This window comes from Parasphingorhabdus flavimaris, from assembly GCF_013371215.1.
Lineage (GTDB): Bacteria > Pseudomonadota > Alphaproteobacteria > Sphingomonadales > Sphingomonadaceae > Parasphingorhabdus > Parasphingorhabdus flavimaris.
In genome coordinates, this window is record NZ_JABWMH010000005.1 from 265,795 (window position 1) to 286,865 (window position 21,071).

The window sequence follows — 21,071 nt, forward strand, 5'->3', positions numbered from 1 at the left end:
TTGGGCTATGGAGCAGGCCATGAGAACGCCATCCAATCTCTTGCCCGAAGGATTCCATGACGCGTTGCCGCCTTTTGCCGAGGCGGCATCGCGACTGGAGCGCGATGTACTCGATACGCTGGCCAGCCATGGCTATGCCCGTGTGTCGCCGCCACTCGCGGAATATGAGGACGGCCTGGCCGAGCGGATGCAGGGTGCGTCGAGCAGCGACCTGATGCGTTTTGTCGATCCGATTTCGCAACGCACGCTGGCATTGCGGCCGGACATGACGGTACAGATCGGCCGGATTGCGACCACAAGCCTTGCCGACCGGCCCCGCCCGCTGAGACTGAGCTATTCGGGCCAGGTTCTGAAACTGCGCTCCGGCCAGTTGCAGCCGGAACGCAGCCGTTTGCAAATCGGGGCAGAGCTGATCGGCAACGACAGCGTCATCGCCGCCAGCGAGATTGTCTCGGTCGCGATCGAAGCGCTGGAACGAGCGGGTGTCACCGGCATCACGGTTGATTTCACCCTGCCCGACCTGATTGACATATTGGCGGCGGGCCCGTTGCCGCTGAACCAGACCCAGATCGACGAGGTACGCAGCGAACTGGACATGAAAGATGCCGGCGGCCTCAGCGCGATCGGCGCAACCGGCTATCTGCCGCTGATTGAAGCAACCGGCCCGTTTGACGAGGCGATGGCCAGATTGCGCGCGTTTGATACCGATGGACTGCTCGACACGCGGCTGGACGGTGTTTCGCAGATCGCGGCAAGCATCAAGGGCAAGGCGAGCCTCACGCTGGACCCGACCGAACGACACGGATTTGAATATCAGAACTGGTTCGGCTTCACGCTCTATGCCGATACTTTTATAGGCGCGCTGGGACGCGGCGGCAGCTATCAGATCAATCGTCCCGATGGCAACACCGAAGCTGCAGTCGGCTTTTCGCTTTACCCCAATCCGCTGATCGACGCCGGCTTCGGAGCGCAGCTCCGCGACCAGATATTCTTGCCTGTCGGACATGACCGCGCAGCGGCAGCCCGCCTGCGTGACGCTGGCTGGCGCACGGTCGCGGCTCTGTCCGACAAGGATCAGGCGCAGGCGCTTGGTTGTACGCATATCTTGAACGGCGATCAGCCGGAACCATTATAGGAAAGTGAATCCATGGCCAATGTAACGGTAATCGGCGCGCAATGGGGCGATGAGGGCAAGGGCAAGATTGTCGACTGGCTGTCCGAACGCGCCGACGTTGTCGTCCGCTTCCAGGGTGGACATAATGCCGGCCACACGCTGGTTGTCGATGGTGCCGTCTACAAATTGTCGCTGCTGCCCTCGGGTATCGTGCGCGGCGCGTTGTCGATCATCGGCAATGGCGTGGTCCTCGACCCGTGGCATTTGCGGGAGGAAATTGCGAAGCTGGAAAGCCAGGGCGTCGCTATCAATACAGACAATTTCGGCATTGCCGAAACCTGCCCGCTGATCCTGCCGATCCACCGCGATCTCGATGCCATGCGCGAGGACGCCAGCGGCAAGGGCAAGATAGGCACGACCCGGCGCGGCATTGGCCCGGCCTATGAAGACAAGGTCGGCCGCCGGGCGATCCGGGTGTGCGATCTCGCCCATCTCGACGATCTCGGCCCGCAGCTCGACCGGCTCTGCGCCCATCATGACGCGTTGCGCGCCGGCTTTGGCGAACCGCCGGTTGACCGCGAGCGTCTGCTGAACGACCTGAAGGAAATTGCCGACAGCGTATTGCAATATGCCCAGCCGGTCTGGAAACGGCTCAACGAAGCGCGGCGCGACGGCAAGCGCATATTGTTCGAGGGCGCGCAGGGCGTGCTGCTGGATGTCGACCACGGCACCTATCCCTTTGTCACCAGCTCCAATACCATTTCGGGCACGGCGGCTGGCGGCTCCGGCATCGGACCATCCGGTACCGGCTATGTCCTCGGTATCACCAAGGCTTACACGACCCGCGTCGGTTCCGGCCCCTTCCCGACCGAGCTGGACGACGATATCGGCCAGCGGCTTGGCGAACGTGGCCATGAATTCGGAACGGTTACCGGCAGGCAGCGGCGTTGCGGCTGGTTCGATGCGGTACTGGTCCGGCAGGCTCTGGCCGTGTCCGGTGTCCATGGCATCGCCCTGACCAAACTCGACGTGCTCGACGGCTTCAAGGAACTGAAAATCTGTGTCGGCTATGATCTGAATGGCATGACCTATGACTATCTGCCGCCGCACCATCAGGATCAGGCCGCGGTCAAACCGATTTACGAGACCATGCAAGGCTGGAGCGAATCCACCGCAGGCGCGCGCAGCTGGGCTGATTTGCCGGCGCAGGCGATCAAATATATCAAGCGGGTCGAGGAATTGATCCAGTGTCCGGTGGCTTTGGTGAGCACTTCGCCGGAGCGTGAAGATACGATATTGGTGACCGATCCGTTTGCGGATTAAAAGCATAAGGACATTGATATGCAAATTGCGGTTTTTTACGGTTCATATCGACGAGATCGCAATGGCATTGCCTATGCTCAATATCTTGCCCGAAGCTTTGCCGAGGGCGGAGACAGCGTTGACCTGGTCGATGCGCAGGAGGTTGACCTCCCCATGCTTGACCGGATGTACAAGGAATATCCGGCGGGCGAAGCCCCGGAATCGATGGAGAAAGTCGCATCCGTCATTCGAAATGCCGACGGATTTGTGTTTGTCGCAGGCGAATATAATTGGGGTGTCCAGCCGGGACTGAAGAATCTTACGGACCATTTTCTGGAAGAATGGTTCTGGCGGCCTGCAGCGATTGCCAGCTATTCTGCGGGCCCGTTTGCCGGTGTTCGCTCCATGATGCACTGGCGCGCGATATTGGGCGAAATGGGAATGGTTGTGACGTCGATGCCCCTGGCACTGGGCGGCGTCCACAAGGCCTTCGACGAAACGGGGGCACCCACGGGCAGTGACGGAGATCGGCTCGCCCGCAATTTTCCAAAATTTGCGGACGATCTGAGGTGGTGGGCCGAAGCCGCCAAGGCCCAGCGCTCCAGAAAAGACCCTCCCTACTAATATCCTAGACGTCGTCCGCGGAGATCATTTCCGCCCGGTCGATCTCTCCGGTCATCGAGGCGACCGTCACCGCGACTGCGGCATCTCCCGAGACATTGGTGGTCGTGCGCATCATGTCCATGATCCGGTCGACGCCGGCGACAAAGGCGATGGTTTCGAGCGGCACGCCGACGCTGCCAAAGACCAGCGCCATCATGATCAGGCCCGCTCCCGGGATGCCCGCTGCGCCGATCGCGCCGAGAGTTGAAGTGATCGAGATCAGGACATAATCGCCAAAGCTGAGATCGACGCCAAAAATCTGCGCGCCGAACAGGGTCGCGAGACCGAGATACATGGCGGTGCCATTCATGTTGATCGTCGCCCCAAGGGAAACGACGAAGCTCGCCACGGAATTGCGGACACCCAGATTGCGTTCGACGCAGCGCAGCGTGACCGGCAGGGTCGCGTTGGAGGAGGCGGTAGAATAGCTGACCGCTATCGCATCGACGATGCCGCGGAAGAAATCGATTACCGGCAGTTTCGCGACGAATTTGATCATTCCCGAATAGACGATGCCGATGATCAGCAGGCAGCCGAGATAATTGAGCCCGACCAGCTGCGCCAGCGAGAGCAGCGCATCTATGCCCAATGTGCCGGCGACCCAGGCCATCAGCGCGAACACACCAAAAGGCGTCAGTTCCATCACGATCATCGTGACCTTCTGCATCACGATGGCACCGCTATCGAAGATCCTGGCCAGCGGCTTTCCATCTTCCTTAGCCATCAGTATGCCGATGCCGATCAGCAGGGCGAAGACGATCAGCGGCAATACGCGAACATCGGCCATAACCTGAACAGGGCTGTCGGGAACGATCGAGAGAATCATGTCGACGGCGGTGGTATCATTGGGCGCAGGCGTATCGCCCATTTCGATGGCGTCGGTATCGACGCCCTTTCCGGGCTGGAAGAATGTCCCGAGCGCCAGCCCCAGCCAGGCGGCAATCTGTCCGGTTATCACGAACAGGAGCATCGCCCGTCCACCCACGCTGCCCAGTTTCTTGAGATCGCCGAGCGCCGCGACGCCGGCAACCAGCGAGAAGAAGATCAGGGGGACGACCAGCATCTTGATCGCCTTGATGAAGAAATCGCCGATCCATTTGATGGTTTCTGACTCGGGCCCCCAGATTAGTCCGGTGACAACACCGAGTATGAGCGCCGCGATGACCCGCTGCCAAAGCGGAATCTTGAACCAGAAAGCCAGCATATTGAATTATTCCCCTTTGTCCCTGCGCATATCTATCCTCCGCAACAGAGGGCGGCAAGCGTTTAGAGCCGTGCTACATCCAGAAGCTAATCGCCAGGCAGGTTGACAGGCCAACCCCGAAGGTGAGCGGAATACCGGCCTTGAAGAAATCGGTGAACCGGTAATTGCCGGCCGCATAGACCAATGTGTTGGTTTGATAGCCGATTGGCGTCGCAAAGCTGGCCGAAGCGGCAAACATCACCGCGATCACCAGCGGCCGTGGATCGACGCCCAGATCAGTGCCCAGCGCTATCGCTATCGGCGTGATGATGATCGCGACCGCGTTGTTCGTCACGATTTCGGTCATGATCACCGACAGGATATAGATTGCAAATACCAGCCCCCAGGGCGGCACCTCGCGGAGAAACGGTGTCAGTTCGGCAACCAGCAGGTTGACGCTGCCGGCCTGTTCCAGACCAAGACCCACGGCCAGCATCCCGAATATCAGGACGAGAACATTGCCGTCGATCGAACCCCATGCTTCTTCCGCATCGATACAACGGGCCAACAGGATTGCGCCCACCGCCAATATGGCGGCGACCGCAAGCGGAATGACGTTGAGCGCAGCAAGAACCACCACCGCGACCAGTGCACCGATCGCAATCGGCGCACGGTCCCGGCGAAAGGCACGGATTTTGGTCTGCCCGACCCCGAACAGATTGGGGTTCTGATACATGCGGCGGATATCTTCGCTGGAACCGGTCACCAGCAAGCGGTCGGCCGCGTGGATACGGGCATTGGTCAGATCGGACCGCGGCAGGTTGCGATAGCGGGTCATCCCGAGAACGCGGACGTTCAGCTGCGACAGAAAGGGAATGTCATAGAGCCGGTTGCCGATGCTGGGATGGCTGGGGGCCACCGTCGCCTCGACCAGCTCTTCGCCCAGCGCCCCGACATCACCCTTGTGGACGATTCCGATCTTGAAATCTTCCGATTTTCGCAGCGAGATCAGTTCGGCAAGATCGAGCTGCACCACCACCCGGTCACCCGCCCGCAATATGTGGGAATCAAGGTCATGACGAATATAGCTGCTCAATCTTTTCACCGCAGTGACCTCCAGACCAGCCCGGCGCAATTCGGGAACGGTGGAGAGCTGCCTGTCGATTATGGTGGCCTTGCGGCGGACCGTCAGTTCGGTCAGGAAGGCGCTTTCGTCGTTGCTGTCGAACTCGCCCTGCACTTGGCCGCCGGGAAGCAGCCAGCTGCTGAACAGGACCATCATGACGGTGCCGGCGGTCGCGGCAATCAGGCCATAAGGCGTGATCTCGAAAATCCCGAACCCGGCGAGCCCCTGATCGCGGGCAACCGCATCGACAATCAGGTTGGTCGAGGTTCCTATCAGGGTGGTCGTACCGCCCAATATGCAGATGAAGCTCAGCGGGATCAGCAATTTCTTGGACGAGAAGCCGGTCGCCCGCGACAGGCGGATGATGATCGGAATCAGGACGATCACAACCGGCGTGTTGTTCATGAAGGCGGAGGCGACAAAGGCGCCCAGAAACATCTCCGCGACCGCCAATTTGGGGTGTTGCTTGGCCCGTTTGATGATGAACCCGGCGATCGCGTCAATCGTCCCGGTCCTGAGCAAGGCTCCCGAAAGGATGAACATGGCCGCGATGGTGATCGGTGCGGTGTTGGAAAAGACCGAGAACAGTCCGTCAGAATCGATGATGCCGAGGAACAAGAACATACATGCGCCAAGCACCGCGACCACTGCAGCCGGAAAGCGCTCCATCACGAAACCGGCGAACATGAAGCCGAGAATGACGAGCCCGATGATCGCCTTGTGGGCCTGGATATATTCGTTGAGAATATGGAGAATGAGGTCAACCATTGATCAGGAACAACCTTCTATAAAGTTCGCCGGGCCAGATAACCGCGACGGCCGGTTTCAACATCCCGTTCATCCACATTGCGCCCGGTGCATCAGTTTCTGGTCCGCGAGAACCAGCGCCATCATTGCCTCGACGACGGGAACCCCGCGAATACCGACACAAGGATCGTGGCGGCCTTTCGTCGATATTTCGGTCGCCTCGCCATCGGGCGTGATGGTCGGAACCGGAGTCAGGATCGAACTGGTCGGCTTGAACGCAACCCGGCAGAAAATCGGTTGGCCGGTTGATATCCCGCCAGCTGTGCCACCGCTATGGTTGGCGAGAAATTCGGGCCCGCTTTTACCGGGTCGCATCGCGTCGGCATTGTCTTCGCCGCGCAGACGGGCGGCGGCAAAGCCGTCGCCAATTTCGACACCCTTGGTAGCATTTATGGTCATCATTGCAGCGGCGATTTCGCTATCCATCTTGGCATAAACGGGCGCGCCCCATCCGGCGGGGACGCCGGTCGCTTCGCACGCGATAATCGCGCCGATGCTGCTGCCATCCTTGCGCGCGCTGTCGACCAGCGCTTCCCATCGCTTCGCCGCCACCGGATCGGGGCAGAAAAACGGGTTGTTGCCGATCTCACCGGCATCAAAATTCGCAGGATCGATGGCATCGCCACCGATTTCGGCAACCCATGCCCGGACCGTCACTTCCGGAATCACCAGCCGGGCAACAGCGCCAGCAGCGACACGGGCCGCGGTTTCGCGGGCGCTCGACCGTCCACCGCCGCGATAATCCCGAAAGCCGTATTTCTGGTCATAGGCATAGTCGGCATGGCCGGGACGATAGGCTTTGGCGACCTCGCTATAATCCTTGGACCGTTGATCGACATTTTCGATCATCAACGAGACCGGTGTACCGGTGGTCTTGCCCTCGAACACACCCGAGAGGATTCTGACCTGATCAGGCTCTTGCCGCTGGGTCGTATATTTCGACTGGCCGGGCCGCCGCGCATCGAGAAACGGCTGGATATCGGCCTCGCTCAACGGCAGCCCGGGAGGACAGCCGTCGACCACTGCGCCAAGCGCAGGTCCGTGGCTTTCTCCCCAGGTGGAAAAGCGGAAGGCGTGACCAAAGACGTTAAAACTCAAGACCCGCTCTCCGCGTTGATAGGTTCAATTCTATGTGTAAAACGATCATTCACCAAAAAACGGAAATGATCAATCCAGCGCTATGTCGGGCGCGTCTTCCTGCTTCATGCCCACCGTATGATAGCCGGCATCGACATGATGGGTCTCGCCGGTGACGCCAGCAGAGAGATCGGAGAGGAAATAGAGAGCCGATGCACCCACGTCATCGATCGTGACATTGCGCCGCAGTGGCGAATTCAGCTCGTTCCATTTCAATATGTAGCGGAAGTCACCGATTCCGGAAGCGGCCAGGGTCTTGATCGGCCCGGCAGAAATAGCGTTCACGCGGATGCCGTCAGGACCGACATCATTCGCGAGATATTTGACCGAGGTTTCAAGCGCGGATTTGGCTACGCCCATGACATTATAGTGCGGGATCACCTTCTCGGCACCATAATAGGACAAGGTCAGCATCGATCCTCCTGCGCTCATCAGCGCAGCGGCGCGCTTTGCAACCGCGGTAAAGCTGTAGACACTGATGTTCATGGTCATCAGGAAATCATCGAGAGTCACGTCGTAATATTTGCCGCGCAACGCTTCCTTGTTGGTGAAGCCGATCGCATGGACGACAAAATCCAGCTTTCCCCAGCGCTTTTCGATTTCCGCAAATGCGGAATCGAGCTGGTCCATATCGCTGACGTCGCAGTCGATCAGGAAATCGCAGTCCAGCTGTTCGGCCAGCGGCCTGACCCGCTTGGCCATGACTTCACCCTGATAGCTGATCGCCAGTTCGGCGCCATCGGCCGCCAGGCGCTGTGCGATACCCCATGCCAGTGACTTGTTATTGGCAAGCCCCATGATCAAGCCTCGCTTGCCCTTCATTAAATCACTCATTGCCGATATCTCCTGAATTCCGATTGTTGTCGCCAATAAACTGTATCCGGATGATTTTCCAGCGGATCATTCGCTAACTTCCTTGCTCGCAGGACGGTCGGCGAGGGCGGCATTGATTTCTGCTCCGATCACCATGCCAAGGCCGACCAGATAGAAAAAGATCAGCGTGATCATGACCCCGGCAAGGCTGCCATAGGTCAGCTGATAGTTCGCGGCATATTTGAGGAAAACCGGCAACAAACCGGTGATCAACAGCCACCAGCCGCTGATGAACACCGCTCCCGGCCATTTGGGATATTGGCGCGGCCGATACTGGCGCGGCGTGAGCAGGCGGAACAGAAGATAGAGCGTTGCAAACAGTACCAGAAACGGAATTGCATTGGATAGCGAAAGCCACAAGGCATCGGTCTCGACCGCAGGGAAAAAAGTTCCGAGGAACCCCGTGATACCGGCAACGATAAATTGCGCGCTGAGCGCCAGCATCGCGAAAAAGACGGAGAAAAGAATGAGTATGGTGGATGTCAGTCGATATTCCCAGAATGATCGCTGCGCCTGCACCCCATAGGCGCGATGGAGAATTTCCCGGATCGTTTCGATCAGGCTGGTGGTCGTCCACAGCCCGACGATCGCGCTGAACCAGAGCAACGGCCCGGTCCGCGCAGTCATCGCGTCATTGATCGGATCGTGAAGCGCACGCGCGACCGACGGCGGGACGGTCACGAGGAAAGCTTCCACAATTTCAATACCGACAGCGGTCTGGCCAAAACCGCCGACGACGGCAGCGGCAACGATGAAGAAAGAGAAGACGGCAAGCAGCGACAGATAGGCGAAATTTCCGGCAAAGGTGAAGCCGTCATAATAGACGCCCACTGCGGTGCGTTCGAGAACCATGAAGGCACGGCGTGCCAGACTTTCATCCGCCAGCGGCTCGCTGGCTCGAATGCCTAGTATGCTTCGGCCGCCCCTGTCGCGGCGCCGCGCCTCGGGCGATAGTTCAGACATGGCGGATCCGGGCCAAGCCTATACACCCATGCTGGCGCGCGGATTGTCTTTGGGGGCCCAGTCTTTCACGAAGGCTTCGAGTTTTTCATCCTTTTTCGGCAGGGTGATCATCAAAGTCACCAGCTGATTGCCCCGCACGCCGGATTTGTTGTGAAAGCCCCTGTTCTTCAGCCGCAATGTCTTGCCCGAATCCGATCCGGCCGGGATCGAAAGCATGACCGGCCCGTCAACCGTAGGAACCTTGATCTTGGCTCCCTCCACCGCTTCCTTGAGACTGATCGGCAGTTCCAGCCTAATATTGTCGCCATCACGATCATAAAAGGGATGGGGATTGATGTGAATGGTGACAATCGCATCACCATTGCCACCCGGGCCGGGGCGGCCCTTGCCGCTGAGCCGCATTTGCGTGCCTTCCTCGACACCCTTGGGGAGGCTGAGGTCAATGGTCTTGCCATCTTCAAGCGTGATCCGTTGTTTTTGCAGCGTGGCTGCCGAGATAAATTCGACTTTCAGCCGATAAGCGACATTCGCGCCTTTGGGTGGCGGCGCGCTGCGCTGATGGCCACCGAACGGCGAGCCGCCGCTGCGACCGCCGCCGCCAAAAAGACCTTCAAAAATATCGCCGAAATCCGCGCCGCCATTGCCGAAATCATGCTGCTGGCCGCCCGGCCCCCGCTGATAGCCGCCTCCGCTACCATAGCCGAATGGCGAGGTTGGATTTCCTTCCCCGTCTATCTCGCCACGATCATATTGCGCGCGCTTGTCCTTGTCCAACAACAGGTCATAGGCCTTGGTGACGTCGGAAAAACGTTCCGTCGCCTTGGGGTTGTCCTTGTTCTTGTCGGGGTGCAGTTCCTTGGCGAGCTTGCGATAGGCGGATTTGATCTCCTTCTCGTCCGCGCCTTTGGCAACTCCCAATGCTTGATAGGGATCTATCATTATCTAACCTTTTTCAAATCCTTACCATGCCGAGATTGGTATTTCCCGCCAATTTTCAACTCCAGTGTTTTATTCGGGTATAACGGCATCCGCAACCTTGTTATGCCGGGTGAAACGTAAAAGCAGGTAGAGAACCAGCCCCAACGGCCCGAGCATCAGCACGAAGAACAGGATAGGGACCTGAAGCCAACGCGCAAACCCGTATTTGTCCGCATTGCGTGCGACCCAGAGACCGACGAACAGATCAAAGGCGAGATAATGGATCCACCCTATGGTCGCGCCGCCCGGACTCGAGAGCAGTTGCTGGACGCCGGCGAGGGTGGAAAAGTCAGGGATGCCACCACTGCCGCCGTCGATCAGGCCTGTCATCATGGGAATGACAATCACCGCATAGGCGCCGGCCAGAAGCCCCACACCGCCATAGAATATAGCCGTCATGATCGGGGTGCGACGTGGCGCGAAGGCAAGTATCAGCCACATCAGCAACGCATAATTATTGGTAATTGTGAAAATCAGATCCCAGTTCATAACGCCCCCTGTTTGCGACGATCCTAGCAGATAATGCGCTCTTGTCGCCGGGCAAAATTTTGTTTGTTTGCGAGCGCATCGCGGAATGTTAGAGCCATGCCATGACCGATCCCTTTTCCCTGTTCGATAACTGGTTTGCCGAAGCGCGCAAAACCGAGATCAATGATAGCAATGCGATGACGATTGCCACCGCCGACGCCGACGGGCAGCCGTCCGCGCGAATGGTATTGCTGAAAGGTCATGGCCCTGACGGTTTCATTTTCTATACCAACCAGCGAAGCCGCAAGGCAGGCGATATAGCGGAAAACCCCAAGGCGGCGATATTGTTCCACTGGAAAAGCCTGCGCCGCCAGATCCGGATCGAAGGGTCTCTTTCCCGCGTGCCGGACGCCACCGCGGATGCCTATTTTGCGACCCGCGGCCGCGATTCCCAGCTGGGAGCATGGGCATCAGACCAATCCAGCCCGCTCGACAGTCGCGCAACCTTCGAAGCCCGTTTTGCGGAAATGACCAAGCGCTTTGAAGGCGGCGAAGTACCGCGTCCGCCGCACTGGTCGGGCTATCGCCTCACACCGGCACATTTTGAATTCTGGCAAGACCAGGCGCACCGCCTGCACGAGCGCCGGATATTTTCACCTGATGGTGATGCCTGGACAGAAGGACTGCTCTACCCATGACAAACCTGCCTTATTATCACGTCGACGCATTTGCCGACCGCCCCTTTACCGGCAATCAGGCAGCGGTAATGCCGCTCGACAGCTGGCCGGATGATGCGGTCCTGCAAGCGATTGGCGAGGAGAATAATTTCGCCGAAACCGCATTTTACCTGCCCGATGACAGCGGCGACGCGGATTACGAACTGCGCTGGTTCACGCCGACGGTGGAAATCGCCCTTTGCGGTCATGCCACGCTTGCCAGCGGGCATATCATCCTGTCGCAAGATCCGGAACGGCAGCAAGTGACCTTCCGGACTCGCCAGGCCGGCACATTGACGGTCAAACGGGACGGTGAAGGCTATGCGCTCGACCTGCCGGCCTATCCGCCCGCGCCGAAAGCCATGCCGGAAATCGTCGCCCTGCTCGGCGGCAGCCCGGTCGAAACCCAGTTTCATGAAGGGCGCTATCATGTCCTTCGCTATGCTAGCGCAGATGAGGTGCTGGCCCTCAGGCCGGACCTGAAGGCCCTCGCCGCGCTTGGCAATGCGCAGTTTATCTGCACCGCGCCGGGCAAGGACACCGATGTGCTGAGCCGGGTTTTCGTGCCGGGCGGCGGCGTCGACGAAGACAGTGTGACCGGATCGGCCCATGCGGTGCTGACGCCTTTTTGGGCCAGCAAATTGGGTCGGGACAATTTCACCGCCTATCAGGCAAGCCAACGCGGGGGTTATGTCAATTGCCGTCTCGACGGTGACCGGGCGTGGCTCGGCGGGCGATGCGTGACGGTGGTTGAAGGGATATTTCGGCTACCCCCGGCGGGCGCCTAACCCCTGATCGGAAACAGCGCCATGATCTTGCCGATCTGGGCGCGCATCGGCGCGAGAACATCATCCTGGGTCTTACCGAGCCGGACCACCGTCAACTGTTGCTCGGGTGAGACCACGATCTGCTGACCGAGATGGCCCAGGGCGGCGAAGATGGTGTCCGGACCATTGTCGGGGAACAGCACCGTGTTCCGGCCTTCGGGTCGCTGGTTGTTGAGCCAGATATGACCGCCATAGGCCGGATCGTTTGGCGATGATTTTTTCATGAACCTGACCCAGCTGACCGGCAAATGCTGCGCGCCTTTCTTGGCGCCATTGTGGCGCAGAAATTCGCCGAATGTCGCATAGTCGCGCGCGGTCGCATGAACGAAGCTGCCACCCAGAAATGTGCCATTCTGATCGAATTCCGGGTAAGTGCCGTCCATCCCCAGCGGCTCGAGCAGTCGCCCGCGGATAAAGCGCAATGTCACGTCACGCCGGACCAGCGGGTCGGTGCTCTCGGTCAGGGTGCGGGTAATGATGTCGGCAAGAATGATGCTGGTGGCGCTGCTATATTCGAACTTCTCGCCGGGCTTGGCCTCCATCGGGCGGGCCTCGGCATAAGCCGCGGTGTCTTGCGCGCCATCCATGAACAGCATCCGGTTGGTATCCGCCTCGAACACAGTCTTCCCGTCTTCCTCGGGTCCCTCGGTATGATCGAGCCCGGAAGACATGTGCAGCAAATGCCGTAGCGTGATATCGCCGCGCGGATCGCCGGGCCTCTGCCAGGCGGGCACCGGCGCGGGGTCGTCCAGCACCAGCCGGCCGTCGGCAACCAGAAACCCGATCAATGCACCGGTGAAACTTTTGGCCATCGACCAGCTGATGAACCTTGTGTCCTCGTCATATCCTTCGCCGTAGCGTTCAGCGATGACCCGCCCGCGATACATCACCAGCAACGCTCGCGTCTCGGCCATTGCCGGGTCGTCGAAAAGCGGGGCGATTGCGGCATCCAGCCGTGATTTCGGGATCGGTGTCTCATCGGAGATATAGGCAAGTTCCGCCGCAGTTTTTTGGGGCGCCGCCTCGGGTTCGCCGGTCGCTCCGCACGCGGAGAGGGCAAGCATCAGGGATGGTATGAAAGCGACTTTAATCTTGTGCATTTTGCGACGTTGCACCAATAGAAGCCGCTATGGCAACTGTAAAAGGCACTTCGCGCGCACCCCTCACCAGGAAACGCATCGCATTATATGTCGGTAGCCTGTTCCTGCTCATCCTGATCGCGCTATTGGCGTATAATTTCAGCTTCATCAAAGGCCAGATGAGAGTCGGCACCGCTTATGGTGCCCGCGTAGCTTGTTCCTGCCATTATGTCGGCGGACGGGATATCGAGGACTGTCGCAAGGATTTTGAGCCCGGCATGGAAGTCGTCGGCCTGTCGCTGGATGACGAGCGCAAAAGGGTGACGGCGTCCGCGCTAATGATTGCCTCGGCCACGGCTGAATTTCGAGAAGGCTGGGGCTGCGTGATGCTGACCGAGGCCGCGCTGCAGGCCGATTGAACCTAGACTTCCACGCCCGCCAGCCATTGCTGCTCGACCGCATCGGTCGATTCGATCCAGCCACCACCCAGAACCCGTTCCTTGTGATAGAAAACCGCAGCCTGGCCTGGCGCCACTCCGAATTCCGGATTGTGGAATTCCAGTTTTTGGCCCTCCAGACGCGCCAGGGTCGGCTTGGACATTGAACGGACCTTTACCTCGACCGGTCCGGCATAGTCACCGCCGATCCAGTTGATGTCGCGAAGAGAAGCCGACGCAACCGCCAGCGCCGCTTTCGGCCCGACAATGACGCGTTTTGCATCTGGTTCCAGCCGGATGACATAGAGCGGCTCGGCCTGCCCGCCAATCTCCAGTCCCTTGCGCTGTCCGACTGTATAATGGATGAGCCCCTTGTGCCGCCCCATCACGGTGCCGTCGATATGGACAATCTCCCCGTCATCGTCGGCGTCCGGCCGCAATTTCCGGACGACGCTGGCATAATCACCATTGGGAACGAAACAGATATCCTGGCTGTCGGGTTTGAATGCCACCGCCAGCCCCATGTCTTCGGCGATTTCGCGAACCTGTGTCTTGGGCATGTCGCCGAGGGGGAATCGCAGATAGTCCAGCTGATCCTGGGTGGTCGCAAACAGGAAGTAGCTCTGGTCACGCGCAGGATCATGGGCCCGGTGCAATTCTGATCCTTCCGGAGTCGCGACGCGGCGGACATAATGCCCGGTCGCCAGACAGTCGGCACCCAGCTCGCGGGACAATTGCAGCAGGTCGGTGAATTTGACTCCCATATTGCACTGCACGCAGGGGATCGGTGTCCGGCCGGCCATATATTCGTCGGCGAAGACATCCATCACCGAATCCTTGAACCGGCTGGCATGGTCAAAAACATAATGCGCGATGCCAAGCCGGTCGGCCACGGCACGCGCATCGCGGATATCCTGTCCGGCACAGCAGCTTCCGACGCGGCCGACCGCTTCACCATGGTCATATAGCTGCAGGGTGATGCCGATGGTTTCCGCACCGGTTCGCGCCGCGAGAGCTGCGACCACGCTCGAATCGACGCCGCCCGACATGGCAACGACGATGCGCTTTCCCGTCAGATCGTCACCGAGCTGAAAATTTCCGTTGATTCTATCTGTCATAACAATTGCAGTCCCTAGAGAAATCCTGCGGATTGCGCCAGCGCTGCAATCCAATCCCCTTTATTCGCGCCATTTGCTCCATTTTGGCACGAACGGGTCCGCACAAGGGAAGGATTGCTTAACTAGTCCTAAGGTGGTGTGAACAGCCCTTTTACACAAGTTTATACCTTCGCTGCTAGACCGGCGTCTATGGAAATGAACTTCCCCCATCAGGACTTGGAACGGGCCATCTCGGATGACTATGCCGGCGTTGCGACAAAAGTCGCGGACCGGCAGGCTTTGCTGGCCCACGCGATTGCGCGACAGGCTTCCAGCCAGTCAGCGCGCTATTATGACGCTGCCAGCAAGGGCCTGATTGTCCCGCAGTCGGCAACTCCTGCCTCGTTCCTGGACAACCGGATGGCCTATTTTGCCGGACGGATGCGGTCGGACATGGCGAGCCGCAAGAAAGCAAATTTGTTTGGAACGGGCTGCTTCAGACCGGACCTGGCAAATAGGAAGATCGACGACATGAATGAATAATCGAATTTGTAAACGCGGCGTTTACCTTGGCAATTCAGGTAATTGAAAAGCTCTGTTGTTACGAAGACCAGACGGAACAAAAACAGGGCCAAATGCCGAAAGGCAAAAAATTGAGGGTAGTATGATTGAAAACCAAAAAATAAAACCAGCGCAAGTTGTCGGCCCCCTGGGTGAACCGCTCACCATTGGTGATTTGCCGAAACCTGGTACGACTCGCTGGGTGGTCCGTCGCAAGGCGGAAGTGGTCGCGGCGGTCAACGGCGGCCTGCTGACCGTAGACGAAGTATGCGACCGCTATGACCTTTCGCTGGAAGAATTCGCCTCCTGGCAACGGGCAGTTGACCGGTCCGGAATGCCGGGATTGCGGGTCACGCGCATTCAACATTATCGGGACCTGTACGAGCGCCAGCAAAAATATTAACGGCGTTTCATACGCTCAAAGCCTTGCCAGAACCGCCGGAGTAACTCCGGCGGTTCTTTTTATTCCTTCAAGTCACCCTGAAAATCCTCTATGTGGCACTATTCGCGTGGGTAGTTATCCACGCTTGCGTCTAAGCAGGAGGATTATATGGGTTGGATTATTGCATTGATAGTTGGCGGCGTTGCAGGTTGGTTGGCCAGCATGGTGATGGGGCGTGATGCTTCGATGGGCGTTTTCTGGAATATTATCGTCGGCATCATAGGATCCGTGATCGGCAATTTTGTCGGAGGCTATTTCGGGTTTGGCGGTACTATTCAGGAATTTTCGATCACCGGCTTGTTCACGGCTTTTGTTGGCGCGGTGGTCTTGTTGTTGATTCTCAACCTGATTCAACGCGGACGGGTTCGTTAACACCTGTTCTTCCAGAAGAATTTTCGGGAATATCAGGGGCCGGTTCGGGAACGAACCGGCCCTTTGATAAGATAATATCGGTCGTTGGTCGAACCACGGCTTGCAAGCCTGGCAGAAACCTGTTCCGGCTTGCCGCTAGTGCCATATTGATGTAACACAGCTGGTGAAATTCGAATTGACCCCAAAATCAGCGATTCTTTTGTGTATCGCGCTGCAAATATGCGATATGGGCCTGACCGAAGAGTGAAAAAATGAACTATGAATCTGCCATCCCCAGTAGCGAAATTTCAATGATGGACGACCCGGTGCAGCGCGCGGCCAATCGCCGCCCGCTGATCATTGCGGCGGCGGTCGCTGTCGCACTTCTGCTCGCCTATATCGGTTATAATTATTTTTTCGGAGCCAAGGGCGATGAAGAGGTTGCGAGCCAGGCGCCGATGGTCACCGTCATGGCACCCGGGAAACAGCAGATTACCCGTACGATCAACGCAACCGGGACCGTGGCAGCGCGCCGCGAAATACCGGTCAGCATAGTCGGCGAGGGTGGCCGGGTTACCAATGTCTATGTCGACGCCGGCGACTGGGTCAAGCAGGGCCAGATCATGGCCAGTATCGACCGTTCGGTCCAATCCCAGCAAGCAGCGGGACTTGAGGCATCGGTAGGCGTATCACGCGCGGATCTCAATCTGGCACAAGCCAATCTCGATCGCGCAGCACAGCTGGTGGATCGGGGATTCATTTCCAAGGCCGATATCGACCGTTTGACGGCAACGCGGGATTCCGCCGCGGCCCGTCTGCGGGTAGCGCAGGCCCAGTTGAACGAGACCAGAGCGCGCAACAACCGTTTGAACGTCGTGGCGCCCAAGGCGGGCTTTGTATTGGAACGCAATGTCGAACCTGGGCAGACGGTAACTCAAGGCAGTGGCGTTCTCTTCCTGCTGGCACAAAATGGCGAGATGGAACTCCAGGCACAACTTGGCGAAGCTGACTTGGCCAATATTTCCGTAGGCATTTCCACCCAAGTCACTCCGGTCGGAACCGACAAGAACCTGACCGGGCAGGTCTGGCAGATTTCGCCAACCATTGATCCGCAATCCCGTCAGGGGATCGCCAAAATTGCTCTGGGCTATGACCCTGCTTTGCGCCCGGGCGGATTCGCCAGCGCGCGGATCGAGAGCGGTACTTCCGAAGTTGCCGTTCTGCCCGAATCGGCGCTGCAGAATGACAGCAAGGGCAGCTTTGTCTATATTGTCGGGGCGGACAACAAGGCGGTGCGGCGCGATGTGGTGATCGGTGCAACAACTGCGGCGGGGATTTCCGTGACCTCCGGTCTGAACGGAAACGAGAGGGTCGTACTTCGAGCCGGCGGTTTCCTGAGTCCCGGTGAAACCGTTCAACCGAAAGTCCAGAAAAAAGCCGGCGGCGCATGAGTCGCGCAAGATTTTGAGGCCTGATCGATGAACCTTCGCAATATTTCCGCATGGAGCACTCGCAATCCGGTCGCTCCGCTGGTGCTCTTTGCCGCACTTCTGTTTGCGGGATTGCTGAGCTTCAACCGCATGGATGTCGTGAACAACCCGGATGTCGAATTTCCGGCCGTTTCCGTGCGCATTTCACAGCCGGGCGCTGCACCGACCGAGATTGAAAGCCAGATCACCCAGCGGGTGGAGGCGGCGGTTCGCTCGATCAGCGGGGTCAAGAATATCAGCTCGACCGCGAGCGAAGGCAGCAGCAGCACATTTGTCGAATTTGAAATCGGCGCGGACGTAAACAACAGCGTCAACGAAGTGAAAAATGCCGTCGATCAGGTCCGCGGCTCCCTCCCGGAAGGCATTCTGGAACCGCAAGTGTCGAAAGTCGATGCCGTGGGCGGCCCGATTGCATTTTTTGCGGTCAAGGCCGACGACATGACCGTCGAACAGCTCAGCTGGTTCGTTGACGACACGGTCGCCAAGCGCCTGCTGTCCGTTGACGGAATGGCCGAAGTGGACCGCTTTGGCGGCGTGGACCGAGAAATCAGGGTGATCCTGCGACCGGACCGGATGCAGGCGCTCGGCGTGACGGCGAGCCAGATCAACAATGTGTTGCGTCAGGTCAATATCAATGCTGCCGGTGGCCGGGCGGAAGTGGGCGGCACCCGGCAATCGGTCCGCGTTTTGGGTAACGCCGACGATGCCTTTGCCTTGTCCCAGACGCAAATATCCCTCGGCAATGGCCAGACCATCAAGCTGAGCGACGTTGCAGAAGTGACCGACTCCTTTGGCGAACGCAGTTCGATCAGCAAGGTGAGGGGCGTGGAGGTCGTCAATTTCTCGATGACCCGCGCGCGCGGCGCTTCCGACGTTACCGTCTATGACGAAGCGGTTGTCATTATGGACAAGATTTCAGCGGAAGTTCCGGGGATCGAATTCATCCCACTTTTCAACAGCGTGATCTATACCAAATCACAATATAAGAGCTCGATGCTGGCGATGATCGAAGGCGCGATTCTGGCCGTCGTCGTCGTCTTCATCTTCCTCCGCGACTGGCGGGCTACGGTGATTTCGGCGATTGCCATTCCATTGTCCGCGATACCGACATTCTGGTTCATGGACCTGCTCGGGTTCAATCTCAACTTTCTCTCCCTGCTCGCGCTCGGTCTGGTAGCAGGTGTGCTGGTCGACGATGCCATTGTCGAGATCGAGAATATCGTGCGCCATATGCGTATGGGGAAATCCGCCTATCAGGCGTCGATTGACGCCGCGGACGAGATCGGCCTTGCGGTTGTCGCCACGTCCTTCTGTATCGTCGCCGTATTCCTGCCGGTCGGACTGATGCCGGGCATATCCGGTCAGTTTTTCAAGAATTTCGGCATAACCGTTGTTGTCTCGGTGCTGATGAGTCTGGCGGTCGCCCGCATGATAACGCCGATGATAGCTGCCTATTTCCTCAAGTCTCATGGTCAGGCGGAACATGGCGAAGGCGTCTGGATGGACCGCTATATGCGCTTGCTGGAATGGGTGCTCGACCGTTCGCAAGCCGATCGCATCCGGCAGACACTTGTTCCCGCCAAAGCGGCATGGTGGCAATATCTTGTCGGCTTCCTGTTGTTCACTGTGATCGTAGCGGCCTTTGTCGGCATAGCATTCGCTCTCGGCATGTTTGTCTACGGACTGATACCGACTTTGATACCAAGCGACTTTTTGCGGGCCATCTTGGGACTGATCGCCGGAATCGCCGCCGGTTCCGCCGGTGCCATGTTGCTGGCATATATAATCCGGCAGTCGACCGGCATACTGGGCAGCCGCTTTGCCGACTGGTATGCATATCGCGCCGGCCGTTTCCGGGCCCGGGGCCATGATCACCGTATCTGGATGATGGCGACCGGTGTCGTCGCCTTCGGCCTGACGGTCATATTGTTCGCGATCACGCCGAGCGAATTTCAACCGACGACAAATCAGGACAATAGCCGGATCCAGATAGAGGTCGTGCCTGGAACCACGCTCGAGCAGACCGAAAAAATTGCCGACCAGGTGTCGGACCTCATGTATGCTCAGCCCGAGGTTGATCGCGCGCTGACGCGGGTTCGCGAAACCAACGCCACGGTTTTCGTCAGCCTGAAGGAAGATCGCAAGAAAACCTCGATGGAATTTGAGCGCAGCCTGTCGCCTGAGCTTCAGAAAATTCCCGATGCCCGGATTTCGTTCCAGTCGCAAAACGGCGGCGGCGGAACCGGACGCGATATTTCGATCATGCTGACCGGATCAGACCCGAATTTGCTGGATGCCACGGCCGCCCAGCTGGTGGAACAGATGAAAGACCTCAAGCTGGTCCGCGCTCCCCGGATCGCCGCTGACCTCAGCCGCCCGGAAATCATCATCACTCCGCACATGGACCTGGCATCCCAGCTCGGCGTGACGACTGCCGCCCTGAGCCAGACCATCCGGATCGCAACTTTGGGTGAAATCGATCAGAATGCGGCAAAATTCTCGCTGTCGGATCGTCAGATTCCGATCCGTGTCATGTTGCCGCTCGCATCGCGTGCCGATCTGACGACGATCGAAAACCTGCCAATCCCGATTGCGACCGGAGGCACGGTTCCGCTCAGCCGCGTCGCCTCGGTAAGCTTCGGTTCCGGGCCGACGTCGATCCAGCGCTATAACCAGAACCGCCGGACATTTGTCGGTGCCGATCTCGCGCCCGAAGTCATCAAGGGTGAGGCGATGGCCGCGATCTTCGAATTGCCGATCATGAAGAATCTGCCGACCGGTGTGTCCAACGAAGCCTTTGGCGAAGACGAGTGGCAGCAGGAACTGGCGGTCAATTTCATGATCGCCTTGATCGCCGGCATCCTGCTGGTCTTTGCCACGCTGGTCTTGCTGTACAAACGCCTGATGTCGCCGCTGGTCAACATGGGCTCGCTGGCCCTGGCGCCACTGGGTGGCATGTTGCTGGTCTGGGCGACCGGCACGTCCGTGTCGATGCCGGTGCTGATCGGCGTACTGATGCTGCTCGGCATCGTCAGTAAAAACTCTATTCTGCTGATCGATTTTGCGATCGAGGAAATGCAGAAAGGCGTACCGAAGTTCGAGGCAATCATGGATGCCGGGCACAAGCGTGCGCAACCGATCGTCATGACCACGGTAGCGATGACCGCCGGGATGGTACCAACCGCTATCTCGCTGACCGGCGACGGCGCGTGGCGCGCTCCTATGGGGATCGTGGTGATTGGTGGTCTGATTGTTTCAACCTTGCTCACTCTTGTCATTGTCCCTGCAGGTTTCAGCCTGGCAGACGGGTTTGAACGCCGGGCCGGACCGTGGTTGCGCAACCGGATGCTGACCTACAAACCGGGCGATGATCGTCATGATCGCCCCGGTGGAGAGGTCCAGCCCGCCGAGTGAAGCCAATATCCTCTCAAACAGGCGCCCGAGGCGGAACAAACGC

At 58.6% G+C, this 21,071-nt stretch carries 20 protein-coding genes; 11 read left to right on the top strand and 9 right to left on the bottom strand.

The features are described 5' to 3' along the window. Window positions 1-19: 19 nt before the first annotated feature. From HUO14_RS15955 to HUO14_RS15965, 3 genes are read left to right on the top strand one after another with little or no spacing between them, the layout of a single operon-like run. A complete protein-coding gene (locus tag HUO14_RS15955) occupies window positions 20-1,135 on the top strand; it encodes an ATP phosphoribosyltransferase regulatory subunit (RefSeq protein WP_176280821.1) in 1,116 nt (371 codons plus the stop codon). A gap of 12 nt (window positions 1,136-1,147) precedes the next feature. After that, window positions 1,148-2,437, top strand: coding sequence for an adenylosuccinate synthase (locus HUO14_RS15960; protein WP_176280822.1), 1,290 nt, complete (start codon window positions 1,148-1,150; stop codon window positions 2,435-2,437). Between the two features lie 18 nt (window positions 2,438-2,455). After that, a complete protein-coding gene (locus HUO14_RS15965; RefSeq protein WP_217908049.1) occupies window positions 2,456-3,040 on the top strand; it encodes an NADPH-dependent FMN reductase in 585 nt (194 codons plus the stop codon). 4 nt (window positions 3,041-3,044) lie between these two features. Here HUO14_RS15965 and HUO14_RS15970 read toward each other — a convergent pair whose 3' ends face one another. The 7 genes from HUO14_RS15970 to HUO14_RS16000 all read right to left on the bottom strand — a co-directional run bounded on the left by HUO14_RS15970 (window position 3,045) and on the right by HUO14_RS16000 (window position 10,635). After that, the gene (locus HUO14_RS15970; protein WP_176280823.1) at window positions 3,045-4,283 is read right to left on the bottom strand and encodes a dicarboxylate/amino acid:cation symporter; all 1,239 of its coding nucleotides are present in this window, start codon (window positions 4,281-4,283) and stop codon (window positions 3,045-3,047) included. A gap of 73 nt (window positions 4,284-4,356) precedes the next feature. After that, entirely contained in the window at window positions 4,357-6,156 is a 1,800-nt protein-coding gene (locus HUO14_RS15975) for an SLC13 family permease (protein WP_176280824.1), read from the bottom strand. 69 nt (window positions 6,157-6,225) lie between these two features. Beyond that, window positions 6,226-7,293 (bottom strand): chorismate synthase, encoded by a 1,068-nt coding sequence (gene aroC / locus HUO14_RS15980; RefSeq protein ID WP_176280825.1) that lies wholly within the window; start codon window positions 7,291-7,293, stop codon window positions 6,226-6,228. Window positions 7,294-7,362: 69 nt separating this feature from the next. After that, window positions 7,363-8,166 (bottom strand): enoyl-ACP reductase FabI, encoded by an 804-nt coding sequence (gene fabI / locus HUO14_RS15985; protein WP_176280826.1) that lies wholly within the window; start codon window positions 8,164-8,166, stop codon window positions 7,363-7,365. 66 nt (window positions 8,167-8,232) lie between these two features. Beyond that, window positions 8,233-9,168, bottom strand: coding sequence for a YihY/virulence factor BrkB family protein (locus tag HUO14_RS15990; RefSeq protein ID WP_176280827.1), 936 nt, complete (start codon window positions 9,166-9,168; stop codon window positions 8,233-8,235). Window positions 9,169-9,186: 18 nt separating this feature from the next. Next, window positions 9,187-10,107, bottom strand: a complete 921-nt coding sequence (locus tag HUO14_RS15995) for a DnaJ C-terminal domain-containing protein (protein WP_176280828.1) — start codon at window positions 10,105-10,107, stop codon at window positions 9,187-9,189. Between the two features lie 69 nt (window positions 10,108-10,176). Then, window positions 10,177-10,635, bottom strand: a complete 459-nt coding sequence (locus HUO14_RS16000) for an ABA4-like family protein (RefSeq protein WP_176280829.1) — start codon at window positions 10,633-10,635, stop codon at window positions 10,177-10,179. A 101-nt stretch (window positions 10,636-10,736) separates the two neighbouring features. On the opposite strand from HUO14_RS16000, the gene pdxH reads away from it, so the two are divergent. Both pdxH and HUO14_RS16010 read left to right on the top strand, forming a co-directional pair. Continuing rightward, window positions 10,737-11,312, top strand: a complete 576-nt coding sequence (gene pdxH, locus HUO14_RS16005) for a pyridoxamine 5'-phosphate oxidase (protein WP_176280830.1) — start codon at window positions 10,737-10,739, stop codon at window positions 11,310-11,312. Then, window positions 11,309-12,118 carry a PhzF family phenazine biosynthesis protein gene (locus HUO14_RS16010; RefSeq protein WP_176280831.1) on the top strand — a complete coding sequence of 270 codons (810 nt, stop codon included), beginning with the start codon at window positions 11,309-11,311 and terminating at the stop codon, window positions 12,116-12,118. The genes pdxH and HUO14_RS16010 overlap by 4 nt, the downstream gene beginning before the upstream one ends. Here HUO14_RS16010 and HUO14_RS16015 read toward each other — a convergent pair. Then, the gene (locus HUO14_RS16015; protein WP_176280832.1) at window positions 12,115-13,257 is read right to left on the bottom strand and encodes a serine hydrolase domain-containing protein; all 1,143 of its coding nucleotides are present in this window, start codon (window positions 13,255-13,257) and stop codon (window positions 12,115-12,117) included. The genes HUO14_RS16010 and HUO14_RS16015 overlap by 4 nt on opposite strands. 29 nt (window positions 13,258-13,286) lie before the next feature. Between HUO14_RS16015 and HUO14_RS16020 the strand changes: the two genes are divergently transcribed. Further along, window positions 13,287-13,655, top strand: coding sequence for a hypothetical protein (locus HUO14_RS16020; RefSeq protein WP_246255730.1), 369 nt, complete (start codon window positions 13,287-13,289; stop codon window positions 13,653-13,655). A gap of 2 nt (window positions 13,656-13,657) precedes the next feature. Here HUO14_RS16020 and mnmA read toward each other — a convergent pair whose 3' ends face one another. Further along, the gene (gene mnmA / locus HUO14_RS16025) at window positions 13,658-14,791 is read right to left on the bottom strand and encodes a tRNA 2-thiouridine(34) synthase MnmA (RefSeq protein WP_176280833.1); all 1,134 of its coding nucleotides are present in this window, start codon (window positions 14,789-14,791) and stop codon (window positions 13,658-13,660) included. Between the two features lie 195 nt (window positions 14,792-14,986). Between mnmA and HUO14_RS16030 the strand changes: the two genes are divergently transcribed. The 5 genes from HUO14_RS16030 (at window position 14,987) to HUO14_RS16050 (ending at window position 21,028) form a co-directional block, all read left to right on the top strand. Further along, a complete protein-coding gene (locus HUO14_RS16030) occupies window positions 14,987-15,313 on the top strand; it encodes a hypothetical protein (protein ID WP_176280834.1) in 327 nt (108 codons plus the stop codon). A 121-nt stretch (window positions 15,314-15,434) separates the two neighbouring features. Further along, a complete protein-coding gene (sciP, locus tag HUO14_RS16035) occupies window positions 15,435-15,734 on the top strand; it encodes a CtrA inhibitor SciP (protein WP_176280835.1) in 300 nt (99 codons plus the stop codon). Between the two features lie 147 nt (window positions 15,735-15,881). Next, window positions 15,882-16,145 carry a GlsB/YeaQ/YmgE family stress response membrane protein gene (locus tag HUO14_RS16040; RefSeq protein ID WP_176280836.1) on the top strand — a complete coding sequence of 88 codons (264 nt, stop codon included), beginning with the start codon at window positions 15,882-15,884 and terminating at the stop codon, window positions 16,143-16,145. Between the two features lie 251 nt (window positions 16,146-16,396). After that, window positions 16,397-17,575 (top strand): efflux RND transporter periplasmic adaptor subunit, encoded by a 1,179-nt coding sequence (locus HUO14_RS16045; protein WP_176280837.1) that lies wholly within the window; start codon window positions 16,397-16,399, stop codon window positions 17,573-17,575. A gap of 27 nt (window positions 17,576-17,602) precedes the next feature. Then, the gene (locus HUO14_RS16050; protein WP_176280838.1) at window positions 17,603-21,028 is read left to right on the top strand and encodes an efflux RND transporter permease subunit; all 3,426 of its coding nucleotides are present in this window, start codon (window positions 17,603-17,605) and stop codon (window positions 21,026-21,028) included. Window positions 21,029-21,071 lie beyond the last annotated feature (43 nt).